Here is a 17,024-nt window from a genome sequence, read left to right as displayed (position 1 = left end):
GTGCTCTCATTTATTATGATTTTAGCTTCGCATTGAAAAAATCAATCGTGCGTTTCCAGGCAAGCTCAGCAGCTGCTTTGTCGTACCGCGGCGTGGTATCGTTGTGAAAACCGTGGTTTACCTCGGGATAGATGTAGGCTTCATATTCCTTGTTGTTGGCGGTTAATGCAGCCTGATAGGCAGGCCAGCCTTCATTCACGCGGGTATCGAGCCCGGCATAGTGGAGTAGCAGCGGCGCTTTAATTTTCGGCACATCTTCCGTCGCAGGCTGACCTCCGTAAAATGGTACAGCAGCTGCCAGTTCAGGCACGCGTACTGCCATCATATTGGCAATGCCGCCGCCGAAACAAAATCCGACCACGCCGATTTTCCCATTGCAGTCAGGATGATTTTTGAGGTAGTCAAATGCACCGATGAAATCCTCCTGCATTTCATTCCTGTCGCGCTTGCTTTGCATGGTGCGGCCTTCGTCGTCATTACCGGGATAGCCGCCAAGCGGGGTAAGTGCGTCGGGAGCGACGGAAAGAAAGCCCGCCAGTGCGGCCCGCCTGCCCACATCCTCGATGTGCGGGTTCAGGCCGCGGTTTTCGTGAACAACAATCACTCCGCCCAGCTTTCCTTTCGCATCAGCCGGTTTGGAAAGCAAAGCTTTGATCTTGCCGCCGCCTTTTGGAGAATCATACGTGATATAGTCGGATTTCAGCCTTGGATCGCCTGCATGTACCTGGATCGCGCCGTGGTAATCGGGCATAAGAAAGCTCATCAACGAAGCTACTGTAATCCCGCCAACCGCGTAAGCAGACAGTTTTTGCATAAAATCCCGCCTTTCCACCCGGTTGTGCGCGTAGTCGTCGTAGAGGTCAAACACTTCCTGTTTGATATCTTCTTTCCTGATTTCTGACATATATCATTTTGGGTTGATGTGATATGTAAATATATAGATTTGACCCGATATCCCTGCTTATGTATGCTTCACCCGAACTTATTACCGGTAACAAAATAATTTCGACCGATTACTAGCGTTTTTGGCACAAAACGGATAATTTATGTGGCAAAAATGCATTCATCCATGAATTCAAATCTAGAAGAGAAACGGAGGGAGTTGTTTGAACTTCATAAAGCGAAACTGGGCACTGACGCCCCGCTGATGAGAAGGCCGGTTGCTGCGCCCGCGGTGGCACAGAAAGTAAGCGCGACTAAAATGAGAGAAGCGGAACCCAGAGCGCCGCTCACCGCCAGAAGCAAGATCACGTATGTTATCATCGGCATTACTGCGCTGATCGTCGTAGCCGAGCTCGTATTCCTCGCTAGTCAGGCAGGTTGGCTCGGATAATCAAAGCTTTTTACGAATACCTGTCTCATTTTACATGGTTGTATAGCACGATTGTTTTAGTACACGCCTGAGCCGGAAAGTTGGTTTCGGTGTGTGTCGAAAGCAAACGTTAAAAATGAGTTCAGTAAATATTACAATCATCGGAGGAGGAGCGTGCGGAATTTCTGCTTTTACTGAGCTTTTTCTCCAACTCAGGATCGCGAACCTTCACCGGAAAGTTGGGATCACAATCATCGAAGAGAATGAGGAAGTTGGGAAGGGGCTGGCTTTTGGCACCAAACAGCCCGGCCACATTCTCAATACCCAGGCGGACCTGATGGGTATCCACCTGACCGAACCTGAACATTTCAGCGAGTGGCTGATCAGGCACCAGGAACGGATCGGGGAGGAGATTGTTGACAACCAAGGGCAGGACGAAGCTTTTACAACCCGCCGCCTCTACGGCGACTACCTGAAAGAGCAGTTTGAGCATTACTTTTCATTAGCCAAAGAAGAAGGAATGCAGGCGGAAGTGGTACATGCAAGTGCCACGAACGTCAAAAAGGAAGAAAATGGCTTTAACGTCTTCCTCTCCAATCAGCAAACACATGCATGCAATTACCTGGTGCTGGCGCCGGGTACCCCCGTGGCTAACAATTATCCGCATCTAGAAGGCAAGAAAAACTATTTCGGATCGCCCTGGCCTTCGTCAGACATTCTCGAAAATGTGCCCAGAGATGCAGATGTAGGCATTTTGGGTTCAAGCCTGAGCGCCATAGATGCACTGATGACGCTAGCCGACAATGAGCACCAGGGTAAAATCACTTTTTACTCGCTCGACGGTTTGCTGCCGCGGGTCCAGGTTGAAAAACCGGAACCTTACCAGCGGAAATACCTCACCATCAAAAATCTCCACCGCATTCAAAGAGAAAAGCTGCGCAACCCGACTGTTGTTGAGGTTTTCAGGCTTTTCATGAAAGAAGCCGAAAGTTATACAGGTGGAAAAATTGACTGGAAAGCCACCAAACGTGACGAAAAACCTGCCGCTGAACTGTTACGGGAGGATATACAAACTGCCCGCGCAGGCGGCGACGCATTGATGAACATTCCCTATTCGCTGCGTTACGATAGCTCCGAAATGTGGAAGGCGCTCGACGAAAGCGAGCGGATCAAATTCAAAAAATGGCTCGGCGGTTACTGGGCAACCAACCGGCACGGAATGCCGCTGGTCAATGCGGAGCGGGTTTGTAAATTATTTGATAACCAGCAGCTAAGTGTCGAGTCGGATCTGGAAGAGGTGAAATATATCGATGAAAAAGAAGGTTTCGAATTGCGTTTCGGTGATCAGGTGAACTTTACAAAGTACCTGATCAATGCAACCGGCCCTGCTTCGGCAGTGAAAGCAATGAAATCGGATCTTGTGAAAAATCTGGCAGAAGGAAAGCTCATCGAGCCAGAACCTGTCGGCGGGATCCGGATGGATACCCAAACCATGCAGGTAGTTACTTCCGGCAAGCCTGTCCCTCACTTTTACGTACTCGGCCACCTTTGTAACGGACTTTTACTCGACGTGAATGCGGTATGGTTCAATGTACGTACAATTGGCAGTCTGAGCCAGCACATTCTTAAAACCATTGTCAGTGAAAATCCTGCTTAAACTTTACGGCGAGCTGCTCCCGGTGATGGCATTTATCCCCATCGGATACTGGGTAAAGAAGAAATTCAATGTACAGGCCAAGTACATCAGCGGACCGCTGATCAAGGTACTGCTCCCGCTTGTCGTGTTTTTCAATGTACTGGACGCGGAAGCGCAGAAGCTTTATATTCTGCCGGTGATTACTTTCATCCTCGCATTGTCGATGAACCCGGTGGCGAATTTTGCCCACAAGAAATTCGCAAATGACATGGAGCCGCTGTTGTTGCGCAGCTCTTTTTCATTTTTCAACATCGCCTTTTTCGGCATTCCTACGATTACTGCATTGTTCGGCGAAAAGGATGTGAGCACATTGATCTGCATTTACCTGGGTTCCGCATTGTACGGGGATACCATCGGGTATTTTCAGGTTGCGAAAACCAAACTTTCCCGATCAGAAGCGATCAAAAAAGTACTGCAAATTCCGTTTCTGTACGTTTTTGTAGCAGCGATGATTTGCAAGGTACTGGAAGTGGAAACGCCCGAATTCATGAAAGCGCCCATTAAGGTAATCAGCTTCTGCGTGTCATCTGCTGGTATGCTCATCGTCGGTTTACAGCTCGCTGACGTGGATTTCAAAGAGCTCAAAGGCAAGCTTTACGCCAAACTTTTTGCATTAAGAACAGTCGCGGCCGCTCTGATCGTCGGTGCATTGATCCTGGCAGAATACCTGATCTTGAACCAGCTGGAAGATAAAGATTATAAAATGCTGGCGCTGGTACCGCTGTTTCCGGTGGCCGCCAATGTAACCGTGTTTGCATCCTTCCTGAAAACGGGCGAGTCGCAATCTGTGCTGCTTGTTTTCCTGTCGACAATCCTGTCGCTGGTGCTTGTTTCACTTGCGGTACTGTTCCTCTTCTAGGCGCCGCCGCTGCATGATCGTACGCGGCCGGATCGCAGAAAAGTAAACCCATGCGATAAAGAACAGCTGCAAAGGCATCCTGAACCACAGGTATCCCGGCCCGCTGCCGTCGTAAGTGGCTGTTTGCAGGTTAATGTGGTGCATTGCGCCGTAAATATTGGCCGGAAGTATCATTACAAAAAACACAATCAGCAGCCAGCCGGTTAACCTGGTGAATTTTGGTAAAAGCAGTCCGGCTGCGGCGGCAAGTTCCAGCACGCCCGTGATCCATACGAGCTCCCGCTTGAATGGCAGAAAGTCCGGCAGCATCATTTCCATTCCTTTTGTAAATCCGAAATGTGCGAGCCCGGTCACGATCAGCATCGCCGCCATCCCGATCTGCCCGGCGAGTGAGGGATCATAGTACCCGCGGGTTTTTCTCAAAATCAATAATGAAATTGTAAATACGACGATCAGAACTATCTCAGGCATATCGGTCCACGTTTTGTTTCCGTAAAGTTGCACCGCTGTGAAGTGCGATGAAATGAACCTGGGTTAAGAAATGCGTTTCCTGATGCGGCTGAGCGCCTGCGGGGTGATACCGATGTAGGAAGCCAGGTACTTACCCGGAATTTCCTGAATGAGCTTGGGCTGGTTGTCGAGTAAATGCAGGTACCGCTCTTCCGCAGTTTGTGTCAGGAATGCGAGTTCGCGTTCCGTTTTCTTTAAAAAAAGCTGCTCAGCCGCAAACCGCCCGATCCGGTTACCTGCGCTGGTACGTTCATAAACTTGCTGTAAATCGGGGTGACTAATGCGCCAGAGTACTGTTTTCGTCAAGGCCTGTATGTGAAAACCTGCCGGCTTCCGGGTAATGAACGAACTGTACCCGCTCATAAAATCGCCCGCGAACGCGAAGTCAAATGTGAGCTCTTCTTCATTTTTGTCAAGAAAAAACCGCACAATCCCCGACTCGATAAACGAAAGGTAATGCTCCACCTTTCCTGCTTTCAGCACCAACTCCTTTTTTGCAAATTCCTGTCTCACTAATCCGGCGGAAAATGCCTCCCATTCCAAGTCGGAGAGCGTTGTAATCTGTTCAAAATAGTTGCGGATCGCCTGCATTGGGGTAGGTAGCTTTTTTTAAATGAAAGATAAGCTGCGAAGCGGGTTAATGGCCGTTTTCTTTCAATTTGTCTATTTTTTATACAGATAATTAAAAAATTAATGGCTTTTCGGGGGCTGTTAATGATTTATTAACCATTTCTTAATAGCGCCCGCCTTTCTTTGGACCCAAGGTCAGGCCGACCAATCACCCTTATATTTTAACAATGAAAAGAACCCGGAGACGCACTTTCCCAGGCGGTACAACTGTGCGCAAACCTGTTGATCAGTCAAAAATGAAACTGGAACTAAACGGATAATATGGAAAATCAACTTTTATTAAAACGGGGAATTTTACAGAATTTCCAGAGAATACGCCGGTACTTATGCATTTGTCTGCTCCTCGCACTGCCGGTTGTTGCGGCAGCACAAAGCAGCGAAGTACAGATAGCAGGAGATGTCCGCGACGAGAAAAATATGGGAATACCTGGCGCGAGCATTGTTTTGCAGGGTACAACCAAGGGTACTACCACCGATGCAGACGGAAAATTCTCGTTCTCCGTGCCCAGGTCAGGTTCAGTTCTGATCGTAAGCTTTCTGGGCTATAAGCGCCAGGAAGTCACGGTGGGCAGTCAAACCAGCTTCACCATCAAAATGGAGCTCAGCACCGACGAGCTGAACGAAGTGGTCGTGGTTGGTTATGGTACCCAGCGCAAGCAGACACTCACCGGCGCCATTTCCAATATCGTCACCGAGCAGATCAAAACCACCACACATACCAGCCTTGCGCAGAGTTTGCAAGGTAAAGTAGCCGGTGTGCAGATCCGCCAGAACTCGGGCGAGCCGGGCTCATTCAGTACCAATATCAATATCCGTGGCTTTGGCGAGCCGCTGTATGTGGTGGACGGCGTTGCGCGCGACGGCGGTTATGAATTCCAGAAGATCAATCCCGACGACATTGAAAGCATTTCGGTGCTTAAAGATGCTTCTGCGGCGATTTTCGGTATTCGTGCCGGAAATGGGGTAGTGATTGTGACGACTAAAAAAGGCAAGCAGGGCAAGCCGCAGTTCAGCTACAATGCAGTGTACGGAAGGCAAAGCCCAACTGACGTTCCAACAATGACAAACGCGCTGCAATGGGCTGAAATGCGGAATGATGCGGCGAAGAACCTGGGCGAAAATCCGGTGTACTCTCCCGAAGAGATCGAGAAGTTTAGGACAGGCGCGCCGGGTTACGAGAGCACCGACTGGTACAAGGAAGTGCTCAACAAATCGGCCGGCCAGCAGCAGCATTTTATCTCGGCTTCGGGCGGCGAAGGTGCGGCGACCTACTTTGCGAGTTTCGGCTTTCAGAATGAAAACGGCCTGCTGAAAAGCAAGGATATGGGTTATAAAAAGTACACTTTCCGCACCAATGTGGGCATTGATCTGACCAAAAACCTGAAAGCGGATATTATCCTGTCGGGCTTGTTTGATAAACGTGACCAGCCGGGGGATAATTTTTTCAACATTTACAAAGGTACCCGCATTGCCCTCGCAACCGAAAAGCCTTACGCCAATAATAACCCGAGATACCCTTCCCTTTTGAGTGGCGGCTACAACCCGGTCGCACTGGCAAATGGCGATCTTACCGGATATAGCGAGGATGTGAACAAGTTCTTCCAGTCCACATTTGCATTGACTTACACGGTGCCATTTGTGCCGGGTTTGCGGGTAAAAGGTTTGGTGGCTTACGATAGCAATAATTACCGGAACAAATCGGTTTCGAAAAGCTATAATCTGTACACTTACGACGCTACGCTGGACAAATACATTCCCCACGCGCAGCGGAACCCGTCGCGGATCGGTAACAATTTCTCTGATAACAACCGCGTCACTTTCCAGGGGCAGCTGTTTTACAATACGGTGATTGCCAAAAATCATAACCTCGGTGCCACGCTCGTGTACGAACAGCAGGAATCAAAAAACCGCTGGGCGGGGCTTGGTCGCGAATATGCATTCTACACTAACGACCAGATTGACCAGGCGGGGCTTAATAACCAGACTACCAGCGGCTCAGAAAGCGAATACGCAAGCCAGTCGTACGTAGGCCGGTTGAATTACGATTTCAAGGAAAAATACCTGCTTGAAGTAGCTGCCCGCTACGACGGTTCTTACCGCTACCACCCCGACCGCCGCTGGGGATTGTTCCCGGTGGTATCTGCGGGCTGGCGCGTGACGGAAGAGGAGTTCATGAAAAAGATCCCATTCATTTCCATGCTGAAACTGAGAGGATCGTACGGTTTGGTGGGTGCTGATGCCGGCGCGCCATTCCAGTATGTACCCGGATTTTCGCTTACAGGCGGAGGAGGTTATGAATTTACCAATGGAAATTATACCACCGGCGCAGCTTCACCGGCGATCGTGAATGAAAAGCTGACCTGGTTCAAATCCAATATCCAGGATGTAGGTATCGATGTAGGTTTGTGGGACAACAAAATCGATTTCACATTTGATGTTTACCAGAGAGACCGCAAAGGCTTGCTGGCCAGGCGCAATGTTTCACTTCCCAATACATTCGGGGGTACTTTGCCGGAAGAAAACCTGAACAGCGACCGGGTGCGCGGGATTGAATTTTCAGCCAGCTACAATGGACAGATCCGCGATTTTAAATATGGCATTTCGGGCAACTTCAACTACGCCCGCACCATGAACCGCTATGTGGAAAGGGGCGATTTTCTGAGCAGTATGGACCGGTGGCGCAACGGCGCTGCCAACCGCTGGAATGACGTGGTTTGGGCGTATCAGCTCGAAGGTCAGTTCCAGAATGCCGACGAGGTCATTTATGCGCCTATCCAGAACGGTGACCTGGGCAATACCCGCGAGTTGCCTGGTGATTTCAGATACAAAGACGTGGACGGAAATGGCGTGATCGACGGAAATGATGCAATGCCGCTTTTCTTCGGTGGCGATCCTAAAATGTACTATGGTGTGACCTTAACCGCAGGCTGGAAAGGCTTTGATTTCACTGCATTGTTCCAGGGGTCGGGTAAATATAGTGTGCGTTTCAGGGAAGTGTATGCAGAGGTATTCGCATTCCGCGGCAACACACCCGAGTACTTCTACGACCGCTGGCATTTGTCGGAAGACAACCAATGGATCCCCGGCACCTGGCCTGCTTCCCGCTTCAATTACAATGTAGGCGCAATGTACGCGGAGAGCTCGGCATGGCGGAAAGATGCTTCCTACCTGCGGTTCAAAAGTGCGCAGCTGGGATACACTTTCAATCTCGGCTGGCTGAAAAAGATCGGGATCCAGGATGTGCGGATTTATGGAAATGCGCACAACATCTTCACCTGGGCTGATCCGTTCGTGAAGCCTTTTGACCCTGAAAAAATCGAAGGGTTGTTTGGCGCGGGACTTACTTACCCGGTGACACGCAGCTACAACTTTGGTATTAATGTTAAATTCTAACAGCGCTAACAATGAAAATGATTAAAAATATAGGGCTTCTGCTGGTCGTCTTTTTCGCATTAAGCTGCGGGAATGTGCTCGACAAGCAGCCGCTCGACAAGTTGCAGGGAGAAAACCTTTTCTCCAATCCTGAGGGTGTGAAGCTGTATATGGCCAACCTATACTATCAGTTGCCGATCGAGGATTTTACATTCTTCCGCCAGGGTTTCAACTGGAACACAGGCGATCCCAACAACGGCGGATTTGCCCCGGCGATGGTGACCGACGAAGCAGTACATACCGAGTTTGGCGACTTTATCGGAAATGAGGATTTTCAATGGTGGGACCAGGGTTACAAGCTGATCCGTGATACCAATATCCTCATTGACATTATCCCGACACTGGATATTACCGATGATGAAAGAAAGGCGCTGATCGGAGAAAGTTCGTTTATCCGTTCTTACGCTTATTTTGGTTTGGTAAAAAGATACGGCGGGGTTCCATTGATCACAGCTGTTCAGAAATATGAAGGTGACGTGGAAGCTTTGAAAGTACCGCGCAGCACAGAAAAGGAAACCTGGGATTTTGTGATGAAAGAATGCGATCTGGCCATTGCTAACCTGGCAGAATCTTGGCCGGGCGGCGAGCGGAGAGCAACCAAGTGGGTGGCTTATGCATTGAAATCACGGGCTGCATTGCACGCTGCATCTTTGGCAAAATACGGGGACAGGTCTCCATTGTCCGGTACTGCTGTAGACCAGAAGCTGGTGGGTCTTGACAAATCTGCCGCCGCTGAATTCTACAAAGCGGCAGCCGACGCGGCTGAGGCGATCATGAATTCCGGTAAATTCTCTTTGTTCCGGGCTAATCCGGCTACTCCGGAAGACGCGGCTAACAACTACCGGTTGCTTTTCGAAGATCCTAACAACGCGCCTGAGGAAGTCATTTTTATCAAAGGGTATGCAAGACCTGGTTCAGGCACAGGCCATAACTACGGGATCTGGTACCAGCCCAATCAAACCGCAAATGGCTGGCCGCACCCGGGCCGTATGAACCCGACCCTGGAACTGATGGACATTTATGAAAGCTACGACAAGCCGGGCGTAAGTGCACCGATCATGACCTCCGAAGCAGGCAACGATCTGACCGACTACAATGGATTCAATGCAGCCAAACAGTACAAGCGTTTTGAGGGGCCGAATGATATTTTCAAAGGGAAAGATGCGCGCATGTGGGCGACGATGATTTTGCCCGGTACCAACTGGAAAGGCCAGAAAATCATTATCCAGGCAGGTTTTATCAAGCCTGACGGCAGTCCGCAGATCATGGGAGGAGAGCCTTTTACAGTGAATGGAAAAACCTATTACACCTACGGAGCCGCCGACCGCACGCAATATTCGGGTTTTGATACCTGGGGTGGCAACAACACGCGTACCGGGGTAAGCTTCAAGAAGTTTTTGAATGAAGGCGTGAATGTGCCCCCTGGCTGGAACCAGAGCACTACTGATTTCGCCGATTTCAGGTATGCCGAAATCCTCCTGAACTACGCAGAGGCAATAGTGGAAAGTGGTACAGGCGATAAAGTGAAAGGTGCCAAAGCCCTCAACGATATCCGCCACCGCGCAGGCCACAAAACGGATATTCCGCTTACGATCGAGAATGTCATCCGGGAGAGAAGGGTAGAGCTGGCGTTTGAAAACAAACGTTTCTGGGATTTGATCAGAAGAAGGGAGTACCACACGACATTCAACAATACGATGCGTCACTCCATCCTGCCCGTACTCGACCTGCGTGCTACGCCTGCAAAATACATTTTCATCCGCACCAACGTAGCCAGAAGCAACCCATCAACCTTCGACTACAAGCAGTACTACCGCTACATTCCTGGGATCGGAGCAAATGGACTGGTGCAGAATCCGCAGTATTGAGTTAGCTGTTAGCCTTTAGCTATTAGCTCTTGGCTTTTAGTAATCCAAATTATTATAGATACTGTTTTTTAATAACCCTATGAGCCAACAGCTAATAGCTAACAGCCAATGGCCAAAAGCAAAAACAAATGAAAAATCTAGCATTTTATTTCATCTCCCTGCTGCTGCTCGCTTCTTGCAGCATCGACAACTATCCTGCGCCGGATGCGCAGTTGTTTGGGACTATTCTGGATATTGACACCAATGAGCCGGTGGAGCAGGATATCATTCGCGGCAGCGCCATTGAGTACATTGAGCACGGATATGCCTCGCAGACGAAGCAATTGATGATATTTAAGAACGATGGTTCGTACCGCAACAATCTGATTTTTTCAAATACCTACACCATTGCGCCGGTGCGCGGCAACTTTGTGCCGCTTACCCCGCAAGAGGTAACTGTGAATGGAGAAACGAAGCTGGATTTCAAGGTACAGCCTTACATTCGGATGAAGAACGCCAAAATTGAGAAGGTGGGATCCAAAGTAGTAGCCAGCTTCAAATTGCAGCAAACCGTGATCAACAATGTGCGCAAGATCGGCTTGTACGCACATCCTGAACCCTCAGTAGGAGAGCCAATGCGCACTGCGCTGGTTGAGCAGGAAATCAACGGAGCAGTAGATGCGAACAAGGTCTACACCCTCGAACTCGATGTCGCCGCCAACAGCAATGTCCTGAAAACAGGCAACCAATACTTCTTCCGCATCGGAGCCATCATAGACGCGCCCGAGTCGAAGTTCAATTACGCCAAGGCCGTGCGGCTGGGGTTGTGATGCTGGCTTTGTCACCCTGAGTACGCCCCCTTTTTGTGCCTGAGCGGCTCCCGCCTTTGTCACCCTGAGCGGACCGGGCCGCCGGGCGGTCGAAGGGAAGTAGCGCAGTGCCCGCCCTTCGACCGCCCGGCGGCCCGGTCCGCTCAGGGTGACAAGGTCTAGTGGGCTCAGACTGATAAAAAAAGGTACTCAGGGTGCCAAGGCTTTGACACACTCGCACAAACACACAAACCAAAAATTCAAAAATTAACAGAATAAACCAGTAACAAATGAGACTATTCCTAATCCCTTTTTTACTCTTAACGCTTGGCTGTGCGGCCAGTAATGATGATGGGCCCGGCACACCGCCGGCTCCCGTTGAAGAAGTCAAATACGACACGACCGGCGTTCTTTTTAAAAGCTACAAAGGACTTGTGATGGCGGGGTATCAGGGCTGGTTTACGGCTGAGGGTGACGGGGCCGGGCGGGGGTGGCACCATTATCAGAAAAACGGCAGGTTTGAGCCGGGATTTGCTTCCATTGATTTCTGGCCGGATGTGACTGACTATTCCAAAACCTATAACACTGCATTCAAATACGCGAACGGGGAAGCTGCAAAAGTGTACAGCCCCTACGATGAAGAAAGTGTCGATTTGCACTTTAAATGGATGAAAGAGCACGATATCGACGGGGTGTACATGCAGCGGTTTGTGAGTGAGGTAAAAGGAGAAAGCGGCAAAAAGCACTTTAACAAAGTCCTCGCCAACGCATTGAAAGCTTCTAAAAAGTACGGCCGCGCGATCAGCATCATGTATGATCTCAGCGGCTCTGTTTCGGCGGATATGGATTTCATAGTGAAGGATTGGGAGGAGCTGCAAAAGCTGTTCAACCTGTTTGACAACAAACAAAATCCGACTTACCTGCGCCACAACGACCGGCCACTCGTCGCAATCTGGGGCGTAGGGTTCAATGATGGCAGGAAATATACCATTGCCGATATTCAGAAGCTTGTTGAAAAAATAAAAGGTCCGACCAAGAAAGCGTCGATCCTGCTGGGAGTACCTTACTTCTGGCGCACGCTGGGAAATGATACCGAGAACTCGCAGCTGCTGCACAAGGTCATTAAAAGCGCCGACGTGATCATGCCTTGGGCGGTAGGCAGGTACAATGCGGCTTCCTACACGCAGGTGGCAGGTACGCAGCTGCCGGCGGATATTACCTGGTGCAAAACCAACAACATTGACTACGCGCCGCTTGTTTTTCCGGGGTTCAGCTGGGGTAATCTTAAAAACGATAAATCGCTGTACAACCAGATCCCGCGCGCCAAAGGAGCGTTTTTATGGCAGCAGATCGCCGGTGCAAAAATGTCCGGTGCGGAGGCTTTGTATGTTGCCATGTTCGATGAGGTAGACGAGGGTACTGCCATTTTCAAAACCAAAAAAGAAGGCGAAACCCCGCTGAATGCAGATGGTAAATTTGTGGGCATTGAAGCCGATCTGGCAACGGATTACTACCTCTGGCTTACCGGTCAGGGAGCTAAATGGTTTCATGGCGCAGGCGGATACAATGCCAGCAAGCCCGAACGCAAACCCTAGCAAGCGCATTTTCACTTCTGAATTCTGGATAAAATTCTTTTTCTTAGGTCAACCATTCTAATGAAAAGATGAGATTTCAGCTGCTTGCATTTGCATTGATCCTGTTTTTAAACCATCATATAACAGCCCAGAAAACGCCGCCTAGCCGGGTGATTACCTACCGTAACCCCGTGATCGCCGGCGACTTTGCTGATCCTTCGGTGATCAGGGTGGGGGATACCTATTATGCAGCCGGTACCTCATCCGAATGGGGGCCGGCTTATCCTGTTTACAGTTCCAAAAACCTGGTCGACTGGGAGTATGTGGGACCTGTTTTTGATGAACTTCCTGCATGGACAATGGGCAGCTACTGGGCGCCCGAGCTCTTTTTCCGGAACGGGACCTTTTACGTTTACTATACAGCCCGGCGCAAGTCCGATCAGAAATCTTTCATCGGCGTAGCGACTACAAAGGATTTGAAGAAAGGTTTTAAAGACCACGGCTTGCTGCTTGAATGGACCAACGAGGCAATCGACGCATTTATCGTGGAAGACAAAGGCCAGCTTTATCTGACCTGGAAAGCCTACGGGCTCGACAAGGACAGGGGCATTGAGATCCTCGGTGCCGAACTTTCGGCGGACGGATTGAAGGTGACCGGTAAGGAATTCAGCCTGATCAAAGCCGATCCTACTGGCTGGGAAAGCGGCGGGGCCGAAGGGCAGGCGATTTTTAAACGAGGCAATTACTGGTATATGCTCTACTCGGGCAATGCATGCTGCGGCGAGAAATGCGACTATCAGGTCGGGTTTGCGCGGGCTGAAAACCTCAAAGGGCCTTGGGTGAAGTACCCCGGAAATCCTGCCCTTTTTGGTGATGAAACCTGGAAATGTCCCGGTCACGGAACAATGGTGGTCACGCCCGATAACCGCTACTTTTACTTGCACCACGCCTACAATGGTGTCGACTTTACTTTTGCGGGCCGGCAGGGTGTGTTAAGCGAGCTGGTGTTTGACGAGGCTTCCAAATGGCCGGCTTTCCGCTATGGAAAAACAACGCCCGCTCAGGCAGAAGCGCCTTCCTCGGCCACTGTGATCCTCAATCCGAGCTTCTCGCTGGACTATGAACGCGATACTTTGCAGGCGCCGTGGGTCTATGACGTGCATTTCCCCAAACCAGCCTACGCCGTGGAGCGCAGCGCATTGCGCATTGATAATACCAACAAAGGAGCAGCAGGCAACTTCCTCGGAATGGTCCTGAAAAAAGGCAGCTATACCTTTTCGGCCGAGGTAGGGCTCAATGAACTGATGCAGCACATCGTGTTGTACGGCGATGCTGAGAATGCGATAGGGCTGGGCGCACGGGACGAGATGCTGGAAGTGTGGAAGATCCGTGACGGAAAGCGCCAGGTGATCAAGTCGCAGGCTATTCCCGAGCGGTTCAAGTACATCGACCTGAAACTCAACAGCCGGTTCGGGAGGTTTTATGAGTTCAGCTGGGAGATCAAGGGCCAGAAAATCGACTCGCTGGCCAGTACCGTTACCATGGAAGCACCCTGGCTGCCGCGCTGGGACCGCGCGCCGCGTGTGGGGGTAAGTGTGTCGGGTACAAGTCCGGGCAAAAGCGAGATCAAGGCAATCCGGATGAAATACGATTAAGAGTGCAATACTTCGGGCATATCCTTGCTGAACTCCTCGCCGTAAATCCTGCTGTACTCGCGGGCGAAGTTTTCGAGGGTGGTCTTGGCCAGTGAATGTTTGCCCAAATGCGCCAGCGCCTTGCATTTCAGGATCATAGCCTCTTCATTCACGGGATCGAAATAGAAAATGTAGTTGGCGAGCCGGATCAGGAACTCGGGATCGTCGGCCATGTTGACAGACCCGGCATACCGCAGGTAAGCATCGACGATTTCATTCGATACCTCCGATTTGAAGCTGTCCAGCCACTCATATTCCAGGTTGGAAAGGAAGCTTCCGCGCTTCGTAATGTTTGCCAGCCGGGTAATTTCGTGTTTGTTCAAAATGCGCTTTCCCGATACCAGGGCAAGGTATTCGGCGTAATCTACGCGTGTGATATCGTAATCTACATTCAGTCGCCAGTAGCCTGTTTCTTTCGAGATCACAGCGCTTTTCAGCTTTTCCAGTACTGCTTTCAGCTTGGCGATATTCACAGACCGGTTGTTCCGCGCGCTGTCCGCTGACTTATCAAACCACAATAATTCCTTCAATTTCTCTGAACTGATCCCTTCCCGGCGTGTAGAGTAAAGCAGGAGAACCAGAAACAGCTCTTTCAGCAAAGGCGTAAAAAGCTTGGTGATTTCCCTACCGTCTTCATCAAAAAGTTGCAGGTTACCAAACAGGAAAATGCTGTTTTGAAGCGGAATGGGGCTGAATTCCTGAGTAGGCGCGACTTCAATCTCAGGAACAGAATCAACAGTAACAGCATGATCGGCATTCGCCGGGATAGCCGGCTGTATACGCTTTTTGTTTTTGAAATAAATGAATGCAAGAACCAGAGCAATAGCGCCGGCTAGCAGGGCGAGCAGACCAGCGCCGGAAAAACCCGGCGACTTTTCGCCAGCCTCCTGGATTGTAGGACCGCTGCCTGGCAATGGCGGCGAGTAAAGCGAGTAAATGGAAGCCACAGTCTGGTTCCGATCGTTTTTGTGAAGCGTGACCGCTACAAAACGACAGGTATGTTTATCATAAAAAAGATCTGCATAAGAACCTGTGTCCAGAAACTGAAACGGGATTTTGGAACCCACAGCTTCGTAGTCCGGTGTTTTGAACGAGCCCCGGATCAGCTGCATTTCGGTCTGAAATTTGTCTTTCGGGAAGATCAATGCATAGTAATTATCCTCTTTTTCATTGATCACCATAGAATTGGCAAACACAAAATCCTCGCCCGGCGTGGGGAGCTGGTAAATCCGCCTGAACGATTGATCGCGCACATTGAAATACAGCAAATCATACCAGTTACGCGGATTGAGTACCTGCTTGCCGGTAGTGCTGCCGTAACCGCCGATCAGGTAAGCTCCGCCTTCCGTACGCCCCAAAGCAGCCAGGTACCTTGGATTAAATACGGTATCTCTCTTCGTGAGATCGGCCCAGCTGCTGCTTTTCAGATCATACTTCTGAATGTTGGCTTTGTATTCAAGATGCCCGTAGCCGCCCAGCATATAAATGGACGAATCCAGCGGGTTGAAAAACTTGTTGGCGTGAAGAAAATGCGTTTTCTGTGACGAATCAGCCACATTCCGGTTCCAGGTACCTGTTTTAAGGTCAAATGCAGTGACCTGTTTTTCATTGATAAACAGGTTGAAAATCTGGTTTTTCGATTTATCAAAAAGTACCTGGTTATCCATAAAAAACGACTGTGCTGGATAGGAGCGGTAGCTAACCGCATCTGTGGCCACCCGGTAGCTGACGAGCGTATCTTCACCCACCACAAACACCGTCCCCGATTCCTGGTCGCAGGTAACCCTGGCGGGACCCTGCAATGTGAAAGTGCGCAGCGGCTGCCAGTCGTAATGCATTTTCTTGATCCACAACGGGTTGGTAGCCAGTCCGTCCTTGTGGCTGACTATTTCACCCGCCTTGCTTTCCTTCATTTCGTCCAGCGGCCAGTGGTATTTGAGCGCTCCATTGTCGGTCAGCTGCACGTTCCGGATTTTCATCGGGGGCACGTCCGTCGTGTTGAAGTTCTTGTACCGCGTGGCGCCGAAAAGTATTTTGAAGCAGGAGGTAGGATTGACAGTCAAAGCGTGCCTGAAAGTCCTCGTTCCGGAGATCAGCCTGATTTCCTTTTGACTGCTGCTGTAAATCAGACGGATCCGGTTCCATTTTTGAAAAAGATCCTGCTCGGGAATATCAAATGCAATGGTGGAAAAGCGGTCGCCTGTAACCACTTTGAAATGCTGCGTTACGGCGTCCGAGTTATCGTAAAGAATGTCGATGTTACGGTTGTTATCGTCGATCAGCCTGACAATGTAGCCAAAGTAGTTTTTCTTGTCGGGCAGGAATGAGAGTTCAAATGAAAGCTCGAAATCTCCCTTGAAACAAAAGTTACTTCCGGGACTCAGGTCCAATCCTGTGCGCTTGTCCTGCACGGACTCGAAACTTTCAAATCCAAGCCCGTAAGCCTGCCCTTGCGCGAAGACTGCCGGACTTGAAATGCAGGTAAGCAGCAGAAAAACGCAGAAAAGCATGGTTCTCCTGCGGGTAATCGAGGGGTGTCTGATGAAGTGGAAAAGGGTTTTCAAATAAATCTCAAAAAGCGGGTTATACAGGAGCTGTTAAGCAAATATTAAGCTTTTTTTAAGTGCGATTTACTTAATTCGCTTCTCAAAAACGCCGTTG

General features: G+C 50.0%; 12 protein-coding genes. 8 read left to right on the top strand and 4 right to left on the bottom strand.

Annotation, left to right across the window (positions count from 1 at the left end):
* Window positions 1-13: 13 nt before the first annotated feature.
* The gene (locus AC1XTG_RS11685; protein ID WP_056282225.1) at window positions 14-904 is read right to left on the bottom strand and encodes a dienelactone hydrolase family protein; all 891 of its coding nucleotides are present in this window, start codon (window positions 902-904) and stop codon (window positions 14-16) included.
* A 165-nt stretch (window positions 905-1,069) separates the two neighbouring features.
* On the opposite strand from AC1XTG_RS11685, the gene AC1XTG_RS11680 reads away from it, so the two are divergent.
* From AC1XTG_RS11680 to AC1XTG_RS11670, 3 genes are all read left to right on the top strand, one after another.
* Window positions 1,070-1,333, top strand: a complete 264-nt coding sequence (locus AC1XTG_RS11680) for a hypothetical protein (protein ID WP_056282228.1) — start codon at window positions 1,070-1,072, stop codon at window positions 1,331-1,333.
* A gap of 115 nt (window positions 1,334-1,448) precedes the next feature.
* Window positions 1,449-2,969, top strand: a complete 1,521-nt coding sequence (locus AC1XTG_RS11675; RefSeq protein WP_484842125.1) for an FAD/NAD(P)-binding protein — start codon at window positions 1,449-1,451, stop codon at window positions 2,967-2,969.
* Window positions 2,953-3,867, top strand: a complete 915-nt coding sequence (locus AC1XTG_RS11670) for an AEC family transporter (RefSeq protein ID WP_056282234.1) — start codon at window positions 2,953-2,955, stop codon at window positions 3,865-3,867. Before AC1XTG_RS11675 ends, AC1XTG_RS11670 begins: the two co-directional genes overlap by 17 nt.
* Here the strand turns inward: AC1XTG_RS11670 and AC1XTG_RS11665 are convergent.
* On the bottom strand, window positions 3,841-4,338 hold the full coding sequence (locus AC1XTG_RS11665; protein WP_056283471.1) for a DoxX family protein: 498 nt from the start codon (window positions 4,336-4,338) through the stop codon (window positions 3,841-3,843). The two genes, AC1XTG_RS11670 and AC1XTG_RS11665, sit on opposite strands and share 27 nt — an antisense overlap.
* 63 nt (window positions 4,339-4,401) lie before the next feature.
* Window positions 4,402-4,968, bottom strand: a complete 567-nt coding sequence (locus AC1XTG_RS11660; protein WP_484842124.1) for a Crp/Fnr family transcriptional regulator — start codon at window positions 4,966-4,968, stop codon at window positions 4,402-4,404.
* A 300-nt stretch (window positions 4,969-5,268) separates the two neighbouring features.
* Between AC1XTG_RS11660 and AC1XTG_RS11655 the strand changes: the two genes are divergently transcribed.
* From AC1XTG_RS11655 to AC1XTG_RS11635, 5 genes are all read left to right on the top strand, one after another.
* Window positions 5,269-8,400, top strand: coding sequence for a SusC/RagA family TonB-linked outer membrane protein (locus tag AC1XTG_RS11655; protein ID WP_484842123.1), 3,132 nt, complete (start codon window positions 5,269-5,271; stop codon window positions 8,398-8,400).
* A gap of 11 nt (window positions 8,401-8,411) precedes the next feature.
* Window positions 8,412-10,307: a RagB/SusD family nutrient uptake outer membrane protein gene (locus tag AC1XTG_RS11650; RefSeq protein ID WP_484842122.1), complete on the top strand. Its 1,896-nt coding sequence runs from the start codon at window positions 8,412-8,414 to the stop codon at window positions 10,305-10,307.
* Between the two features lie 128 nt (window positions 10,308-10,435).
* A complete protein-coding gene (locus tag AC1XTG_RS11645; RefSeq protein WP_484842121.1) occupies window positions 10,436-11,116 on the top strand; it encodes a DUF3823 domain-containing protein in 681 nt (226 codons plus the stop codon).
* A 269-nt stretch (window positions 11,117-11,385) separates the two neighbouring features.
* Window positions 11,386-12,690, top strand: coding sequence for a glycoside hydrolase family 99 protein (locus AC1XTG_RS11640; protein ID WP_484842120.1), 1,305 nt, complete (start codon window positions 11,386-11,388; stop codon window positions 12,688-12,690).
* Window positions 12,691-12,758: 68 nt separating this feature from the next.
* The gene (locus AC1XTG_RS11635; RefSeq protein ID WP_484842119.1) at window positions 12,759-14,324 is read left to right on the top strand and encodes a glycoside hydrolase family 43 protein; all 1,566 of its coding nucleotides are present in this window, start codon (window positions 12,759-12,761) and stop codon (window positions 14,322-14,324) included.
* On the opposite strand, the gene AC1XTG_RS11630 is transcribed toward AC1XTG_RS11635, so the two are convergent.
* Window positions 14,321-16,873: a galactose oxidase gene (locus AC1XTG_RS11630; protein WP_484842118.1), complete on the bottom strand. Its 2,553-nt coding sequence runs from the start codon at window positions 16,871-16,873 to the stop codon at window positions 14,321-14,323. The two genes, AC1XTG_RS11635 and AC1XTG_RS11630, sit on opposite strands and share 4 nt — an antisense overlap.
* Window positions 16,874-17,024: the final 151 nt, after the last annotated feature.

It is taken from the genome of Dyadobacter sp. HNCC25DJ183, assembly GCF_056895175.1.
Note: the sequence above shows the minus strand (reverse complement) of the source record. Positions and strands in the feature narration are given on the sequence as shown.

Excerpts from the sequence above, each read along its gene's own strand:
- AC1XTG_RS11685 (WP_056282225.1), bottom strand. The coding sequence starts at position 904 with ATGTCAGAAATCAGGAAAGAAGATATCAAACAGGAAGTGTTTGACCTC.
- AC1XTG_RS11680 (WP_056282228.1), top strand. The coding sequence starts at position 1,070 with ATGAATTCAAATCTAGAAGAGAAACGGAGGGAGTTGTTTGAACTTCAT.
- AC1XTG_RS11675 (WP_484842125.1), top strand. The coding sequence starts at position 1,449 with ATGAGTTCAGTAAATATTACAATCATCGGAGGAGGAGCGTGCGGAATT.
- AC1XTG_RS11665 (WP_056283471.1), bottom strand. The coding sequence starts at position 4,338 with ATGCCTGAGATAGTTCTGATCGTCGTATTTACAATTTCATTATTGATT.
- AC1XTG_RS11660 (WP_484842124.1), bottom strand. The coding sequence starts at position 4,968 with ATGCAGGCGATCCGCAACTATTTTGAACAGATTACAACGCTCTCCGAC.
- AC1XTG_RS11655 (WP_484842123.1), top strand. The coding sequence starts at position 5,269 with ATGGAAAATCAACTTTTATTAAAACGGGGAATTTTACAGAATTTCCAG.
- AC1XTG_RS11650 (WP_484842122.1), top strand. The coding sequence starts at position 8,412 with ATGAAAATGATTAAAAATATAGGGCTTCTGCTGGTCGTCTTTTTCGCA.
- AC1XTG_RS11645 (WP_484842121.1), top strand. The coding sequence starts at position 10,436 with ATGAAAAATCTAGCATTTTATTTCATCTCCCTGCTGCTGCTCGCTTCT.
- AC1XTG_RS11640 (WP_484842120.1), top strand. The coding sequence starts at position 11,386 with ATGAGACTATTCCTAATCCCTTTTTTACTCTTAACGCTTGGCTGTGCG.
- AC1XTG_RS11635 (WP_484842119.1), top strand. The coding sequence starts at position 12,759 with ATGAGATTTCAGCTGCTTGCATTTGCATTGATCCTGTTTTTAAACCAT.
- AC1XTG_RS11630 (WP_484842118.1), bottom strand. The coding sequence starts at position 16,873 with ATGCTTTTCTGCGTTTTTCTGCTGCTTACCTGCATTTCAAGTCCGGCA.